Source organism: Polynucleobacter sp. AP-Melu-500A-A1, assembly GCF_018882125.1.
Lineage (GTDB): Bacteria > Pseudomonadota > Gammaproteobacteria > Burkholderiales > Burkholderiaceae > Polynucleobacter.
The window spans coordinates 1-6,937 of sequence record NZ_JACVOZ010000008.1 but is presented as its reverse complement, the minus strand read 5'-3'; the positions used below and the strand labels follow the sequence as shown (position 1 = coordinate 6,937).

Below are 6,937 nucleotides of genomic sequence, written 5' to 3'. Positions count from 1 at the left end.
AGACACAAAACGTAGCTTTTCATCCATCTTCGTACTTTCATTCCACGGCATAGAGTGGTCCCTCCTATGCCAAAAACTGTAAAGTATGTGTCCGGTATAAAGTGTTAACTATGTGTCGAGTCGTACACAAACCCTCATCAGAAATGGTGGGGGTTTTGTCTTTTGAGTATTACTTTAAGCAATGGATTATAAGAAAATAGTAGTTGACTGTTCGTCTAGTAGCTCATATATTTTTAGATATTGATCTTAAATGCAGATTAGGGGCAATTCTAGAAATGATTCAAAACTTAGGTGAGGCGCTTCAAGAAAGTTGCATTAAGCATGCAAATAGAATGGCGTTGTCGAGTATTCACGGCGATTTCACCTACTTAAATTTGTTAAGTGCCGCCAAGGGTTTAGCTGAGAAACTGAAAACTTTGGGGGTAGGCCTTAATGAGCCTGTTCATGTTTTAGTTTCAAATCAACCAACTGACATAGCAGCCATCTTAGCTATTTGGCTTTCTGGTGGCGTAATAGTCCCAATTCATAGAAGTTCTCCGTTAGAGGTGCATCGGAAAATTCAACAAAAGTCACACGCAAATCATTTAGTAGATTTTGTAACATTTGATAAGGCCCCAAAGATAACCAGAATTGGCTCGAGTAATAAGCAATTTGATCAATTACTCGATGATGCTGCATTTGTCATCTTCACCTCTGGCAGTACAGGAGAGCCTAAGGGTGTAGTGGTATCACATCAATCTTTTCAAGGGAAATTAATAGAGATTGACAGGTTACTAAAGTTTAATCAATCAGATCGTGTTCTATTAGTTCTAAATATTAATTTTGTATTTGGACTTTGGACGGTTTTAGAAACCCTCTTGCATGGAGGCACTCTTTATCTTCACGAAAAATTTGATCCCGAAATTTTTGTATCCACTCTGACTGAAAAAGAAATAACTCGTGTGGGTGTAGTTCCTACCATGATGAGAGTAATTTTTTCTAAATCGGAGCTTGTTGAGCAAATTAGATCAAAGGTGAATACTGGTACTCTTCAGCAAATATTGATAGGGGGGGAGTCTCTTGGGAGGTCGTTAGCATTAATGGTTCGTAAAGAATTTTCAAAATCAAACTTAATCGATATTTATGGCTCTACAGAAACCGCTAGTTGTGATTTTTTTTCATTTCCAGAAAATTTCTCTGAATTTCCCGGGTGCATTGGTAAACCGTCTGGCGGTGTGAAATATAGGATTGTGAATGAATTCGATATTCCTGTTGAGAGAGGTGTAGAGGGGAGTTTGCAAATAGATAGCCCCTATTTAATGAAAGGATATCTGGGCGATCCAGAGTTAACAAAAGCTGCGTTCTCTGGGGAGTGGTTTAAAACAGGTGATATAGCTAAGGAGGTTGCACCTTCTGTTCTTGAATTGATGGGTCGTAGCAAAGATCTTATTAGTCGTGGCGGTAATAAGGTGACTCCAGGCGAAATTGAGCAGGCAATCTGTGCTCACCCAAGTGTCGCTGCCGCAATGGCAGTAGGAATACCTGACGCTTTATTGGGCGAGCGAATTCATATGTTAATAGTCTTAAATTCTATGAAATCTCTCAATAAAGAAGAGATTAAAGATCATTTAGGTTTGCGTTTAGAAAAGTACAAATTACCAGACGTATTTTATTTTGGTGATGCATTACCAACTGGCAAAACTGGTAAAGCTGACCGCACCCAACTTAGAGATCAAATATTAAATGGCCTTTTGATACCCGAATTTATATAAATTATTAAGGAAGAAAAATATGTTTAATTCAATTTTGTATCAAGTAGACGGTATGGTAGCTCAAATTATTTTAAATAAGCCTGATCGTCTAAATGCGCTTGATAAGCAGACATTGCTTGAAATCAATGATGCTATGAATCAAGCTGAGTCGAATGAGGATGTAAGAGTTATTGTTATTAGCGGTTCTGGTCGAGCATTTTCATCGGGGTTCGACCTGAAAGCGCAAATGGATGCTAGACCCTCTGGTGAAAAGATTTGGCGTGAAATACTGGACCTAGATTTTGACAGCACAATGCGTTTTTGGAATAGTCTAAAGCCAACAATTGCTGCAGTTCATGGCGCATGTATGGCTGGAGCATTTGAAATTGCTCTGGCATGTGATATTACAGTGGCATCTGAGGATGCTATTTTTGGTGAGCCCGAGCTTAAATTTGGCGCTGGAATCGTAACAATGTTATTGCCTTGGGTTACAAGTCCTAAGCGCGCTAAAGATATTATTTTGACAGGGCAGGATCGAATTGATGCTACTACAGCATTAAATGCTGGAATTATTAGTAGAGTGGTTGCCAAGGATCAACATCTGACTGTTGCATTACAGATTGCTAGGGGAATTGCCTTAGTAGATCCCGTAGTAGTGGCTAGCACTAAGAAGGCCTTAAACGAGACCTATGAGATTCAAGGAATGCAAAAAGCATTGAAAAATGCATTAGATATTGATCATGCAATTGAATCTGTAGGCTCACCTGATAAGAAGGCATTTATGGATATTGCTAGAGAGCGTGGTATGCGCGAAGCAATAGCATGGAGAGATGCTCGATTTGCGAAGGCGCAAGTGTGAAATTAAAACCAATTTTATTGATTGTGATTGCAGAGTTATTTGGCACATCACTTTGGTTTAGCGCTAATAGTGCTGCTGATAGTTTGAAGCAAGCATGGGCCATCGACTCTTCAGATATTGGTCTTTTAACTATGGGTGTTCAAGCCGGTTTTATATTGGGAACTTTGTATTTTTCTTTATCTGGTTTGGCAGACAAGTACCGTGCAAGTCGTATTTTTACAGTTTGCTGTTTATTCGGCGCATTTTTTAATGGATGTTTTGCAATTTTAAGTATCGGGATGATTTCAGCAATTTTTTTTAGATTTTTAGTAGGAATCTCCTTGGCTGGAATCTATCCACTAGGAATGAAACTAATTGTTGGTTGGGACCCTCAAAATGCTGGCAAAAGTTTGGGAATGTTAGTAGGCATGTTGACCCTTGGTACGGCCCTACCTCACGGTATTAGGTCTTTAGATGGGGCGCTTTCTTGGCAGACAATAATTTTAATTTCTTCAGCATTGACATTGATTGCTGCATATATTGTTTGGCAATTGGGGGACGGTCCATTTGCTAAAACAAATGAATTAATTTCAGTATCGAAGCTTAATGGAATACTTGAAGTTTTTAAGGTGCCAAACTTTAGAGCTTCTGCGATGGGATATTTTGGACACATGTGGGAGCTCTATTCATTTTGGACATTGGTGCCTATGTTGCTAGCTATCACATTTACTAGAACGGGCTCGGATGACTTGAGCCTTTCAACCTGGTCATTTTGGATTATTGGTGTTGGCGCAATTGGCTGCATTCTTGGCGGTATTTGGAGTCAAAAAATTGGGAGCGCTAAGGTAGCATTTTCTGCTTTAACCGTTTCCGGTTTAATTTGTGCTATTTATCCATTGCTTGATAGTCTGGGCACTTTTATTCACTTGGGGGTTCTCATATTGTGGGGTGTGGCTGTGATTGCTGATTCGCCGCAATTTTCTACAATATCTGCAAGAGCTTGTCCTGCAAATTTAATTGGAACCGCTCTCGCAATCCAGAACAGCATTGGTTTTGGATTAACTGTTGTATCAATTTTAATAGTGACCTCAGCAATTGGCGATATTGGATCTAAGGTTGCATGGATTTTATTGCCGGGGCCAATTTTTGGTTTGTATTTTATGAGATCTTTGATTAGAGCTACATCGAAAGGGATTCAAGTATGAAAGTAGATATTGAGAGTCCCATAAGGGAGTCTTCAAATAAAGGTGAATCAAAGAGGCAAATGTTAATCAATATTGGTACCGTAATTTTTACCCAAAAAGGATTTAGTAGTACCAGCCTTGATGAGATTGTCGTAACTGCAAAAATCCCTAAAGGGTCTTTTTATTACTACTTTCGAGGAAAAGAAGATTTTGCAATAGAAGTTATTAAAAACTATGGAAACTATTTTTCTCGCAAATTAGAAAGAATACTTAATGATGAAACCAAGAGCCCCATTGAGAGACTTAAAGCATTTATGAATGAGGCAACCCGTGGAGTAATGCAATATGAATTTAAGCGAGGTTGCTTAATTGGAAATCTTGGTCAGGAAATGGCTAGTCTTGAAGAGGGTTTTCGTATTGCATTGTTAGATGTAATTCGTGATTGGCGCGATCGAATAGAGGCATGTATAGAAGAAGCAAAGCAGGTTGGAGAGATTAATGTGGTTTTGGATAGCGACATACTTTCTAGATTTTTTTGGAGCGCCTGGGAGGGCGCAGTTCTTTGTGCGAAATTAGAGCAATCAGAGAAGCCCTTGCAGATTGTAAGTGAGGTTTTTATTGATCAATTATTGCAACCAGCATCAAATGTCAAATGAGGAGATGGGATGTTTAAGGCAATCTATTTAACAAAAAGCGAAGATGGAAAAACTTTGGCTCAAATTAAGGATATGAATTTGACTGAGTTGCCATTAGTTGATGGTGGGGTGACTGTTGATATTGAATTTTCAACAATTAATTTCAAGGATGGACTAGCCATAACAGGTAAATCCCCTGTAGTAAGAAAATTCCCTATGGTTCCTGGGATTGATTTTTGTGGCAAGGTACAAGAAAGTAAAAATGCAAATTGGAAGGTTGGAGACGAAGTCATTCTTAACGGATGGGGTGTCGGAGAGTCTCATTGGGGAGGCTTATCTCAGGTGGCGCGAGTCTCGGGGGACTGGCTTATAGCAAAGCCTCAAGCCCTTTCCTCGCAGGAATGTATGTCGATAGGTACTGCTGGCTATACAGCTATGTTATGCGTACTAGCATTAGAGCGAAATGGTGTTCATCCGGATAGTGGAGAGATATTGGTGACTGGAGCGTCTGGCGGGGTAGGTTCCTTTGCCATTTCTATTCTCTCAGCACTGGGCTATCAAGTGGTAGCTTCGACCGGGAAGAAGGATGAGTATGCATTTCTGATTGACTTGGGTGCAAAGGAAGTTATTGAGCGCTCGCTACTTTCTGAAGCAGGAAAACCTTTGCAAAAAGAACGTTGGGCCGGAGTAGTCGATACAGTGGGCTCTCATACCTTGGCTAACGCATGTGCATCCACTAAGTATGGCGGTGTTGTTACTGCATGTGGCCTTGCTGGTGGAATGGACTTGCCATTAACAGTTGCGCCATTTATTTTACGTGGCGTAAGTCTTATTGGTGTAGACAGCGTGATGGCTTCAAAAGCAGTTCGTGAAAATGCTTGGGCCCGTCTTGCTAAAGATCTAAAACCTTCTGTAATTTCACAAATTGCAAAAGTTGTTTCACTCAGAGATGCGATTAATGTAGCAGAGGATATTTTGAAGGGTTCGATTAAAGGTAGAGTTGTAGTTAATGTAAATCAATAATTAATCTTGAAAGCAAAAGGAGATTCAAAATGAATTCAAAACTTAAGATGATAGTTAGTGCTATGACTTCGGCTGCAATTACTTTTTCGCCTTATGCATCTGCTCAGATATCAGGTGATACAGTGAAAATCGGCTTTATTACTGACCTTTCAGGCTTATATGCTGACATTGATGGTAATGGAGGAGTAGAGGCTATCAAAATGGCCATTGCAGATTTTGGAGGAAAAGTTAATGGTAAAAAAATTGAATTATTAACTGCTGATCACCAAAATAAGCCTGATATTGCTGCAAGTAAAACTCGCGAATGGATTGATCAAGAAGGTTTAGATTTGATCATAGCTGGTACTAATTCTGCTGCAGCTCTGGCAATGAATAAGATTGCTGCAGATAAGAAAAAGCCGATCATAGTAGTGTCTGCAGGAACATCTCGAGTAACAAATGAAGAGTGCACCCCTTACACTGTTCACTATTCTTATGACACCATTGCATTATCTAAGGTAGCAGGGTCAGCAATTGTTAAGCAAGGAGGAGATTCATGGTACTTTTTAACTGCTGATTATGCCTTTGGAGCGGCATTAGAAAAGGATGCATCTGAGGTTGTTAAAGCAAGTGGCGGTAAAGTTTTAGGCAGCGTGAAAGCTCCATTGAATACAAGCGATTTTTCTTCTTATATGCTCCAGGCCCAGACTTCGAAAGCAAAAATTTTAGGCTTGGCTAATTCTGGTGGGGATACTATCAACTCTATTAAAGCGGCTAATGAATTTGGAATCACCAAGTCTATGCAGCTGGCGGGATTATTAATGTTTATCACTGATATACATTCTTTAGGGCTACAAGTTTCTCAAGGTATGTATTTGGCAGATGCCTGGTATTGGGATACAAACCCAGATACTAGGGCCTGGGCAAAGCGCTATTTTGAAAAAATGAAAAAGGAGCCTTCTTCAACTCAAGCGGCAGACTATTCAGCTACTATGACCTTTTTGAAGGCTGTTCAAGCTGCAGGAACTGATAATGGGGAAAAAGTTATGGCGCAAATGAAATCAGCCAAAATTAACGATATGTTTGCTAAAAACGGCTATATACGACAAGATGGCAGAATGGTTCACGATATGTACTTAATGCAAGTTAAAAAACCTTCTGAGTCCAAATACCCTTGGGATTATTACAATATTATTTCTGTCGTTCCTGGTGATCAGGCCTTTGCTACAAAGGCTGAGTCAAAATGCCCGTTATGGAAATAAACTAAATTAAGGATTTCAGTTTGGGGTGTAGAGACTAGACGGTACCCATCTAAGTCGAGCAATCGATATGATGAAGGCATAGTCCAGGGAGTTAGGAAACTAACACAAACCGGAATCCTTTGGTCCCAGGTTCAAGTCCTGGTGGGCCCACCAGAAAAGCAAAGGTACGTACCGGACACATGCTTTACGTCCGGTACCGACCACATGGTTTACACATTTACCAATCACATCCCCAATACTTTGGGACCAAATGGGTTTTCTAGGGCTTGTACCCTTGAAGACTCCA

At 40.0% G+C, this 6,937-nt stretch carries 7 protein-coding genes; 6 read left to right on the top strand and 1 reads right to left on the bottom strand.

What is annotated here, in order from left to right; genetic code table 11:
- Positions 1–203 precede the first annotated feature (203 nt).
- From ICN38_RS11480 to ICN38_RS11455, 6 genes are read left to right on the top strand one after another with little or no spacing between them, the layout of a single operon-like run.
- Positions 204–1,751 carry a class I adenylate-forming enzyme family protein gene (locus ICN38_RS11480; protein ID WP_216257236.1) on the top strand — a complete coding sequence of 516 codons (1,548 nt, stop codon included), beginning with the start codon at positions 204–206 and terminating at the stop codon, positions 1,749–1,751.
- Positions 1,752–1,770: 19 nt separating this feature from the next.
- Complete coding sequence (locus tag ICN38_RS11475; protein WP_216257235.1) at positions 1,771–2,589, top strand: enoyl-CoA hydratase/isomerase family protein; 819 nt, start codon at positions 1,771–1,773, stop codon at positions 2,587–2,589.
- Positions 2,586–3,773 (top strand): MFS transporter, encoded by a 1,188-nt coding sequence (locus ICN38_RS11470; RefSeq protein ID WP_370624407.1) that lies wholly within the window; start codon positions 2,586–2,588, stop codon positions 3,771–3,773. The genes ICN38_RS11475 and ICN38_RS11470 overlap by 4 nt, the downstream gene beginning before the upstream one ends.
- A complete protein-coding gene (locus tag ICN38_RS11465; protein ID WP_216257233.1) occupies positions 3,770–4,408 on the top strand; it encodes a TetR/AcrR family transcriptional regulator in 639 nt (212 codons plus the stop codon). The genes ICN38_RS11470 and ICN38_RS11465 overlap by 4 nt, the downstream gene beginning before the upstream one ends.
- A 9-nt stretch (positions 4,409–4,417) precedes the next feature.
- On the top strand, positions 4,418–5,410 hold the full coding sequence (locus ICN38_RS11460; protein WP_216257232.1) for an MDR family oxidoreductase: 993 nt from the start codon (positions 4,418–4,420) through the stop codon (positions 5,408–5,410).
- Between the two features lie 29 nt (positions 5,411–5,439).
- Positions 5,440–6,651, top strand: coding sequence for an ABC transporter substrate-binding protein (locus ICN38_RS11455; protein WP_216257231.1), 1,212 nt, complete (start codon positions 5,440–5,442; stop codon positions 6,649–6,651).
- Positions 6,652–6,750: 99 nt separating this feature from the next.
- Here the strand turns inward: ICN38_RS11455 and ICN38_RS11450 are convergent.
- The coding region (locus ICN38_RS11450) for a hypothetical protein (RefSeq protein ID WP_216257230.1) at positions 6,751–6,937 on the bottom strand (187 nt) is incomplete at its 5' end.

What these genes read in the sequence shown, in the direction of transcription:
- ICN38_RS11460 (WP_216257232.1), top strand. Translation starts at nt 4,418, where the DNA reads ATGTTTAAGGCAATCTATTTAACAAAAAGCGAAGATGGAAAAACTTTG.
- ICN38_RS11465 (WP_216257233.1), top strand. Translation starts at nt 3,770, where the DNA reads ATGAAAGTAGATATTGAGAGTCCCATAAGGGAGTCTTCAAATAAAGGT.
- ICN38_RS11475 (WP_216257235.1), top strand. Translation starts at nt 1,771, where the DNA reads ATGTTTAATTCAATTTTGTATCAAGTAGACGGTATGGTAGCTCAAATT.
- ICN38_RS11455 (WP_216257231.1), top strand. Translation starts at nt 5,440, where the DNA reads ATGAATTCAAAACTTAAGATGATAGTTAGTGCTATGACTTCGGCTGCA.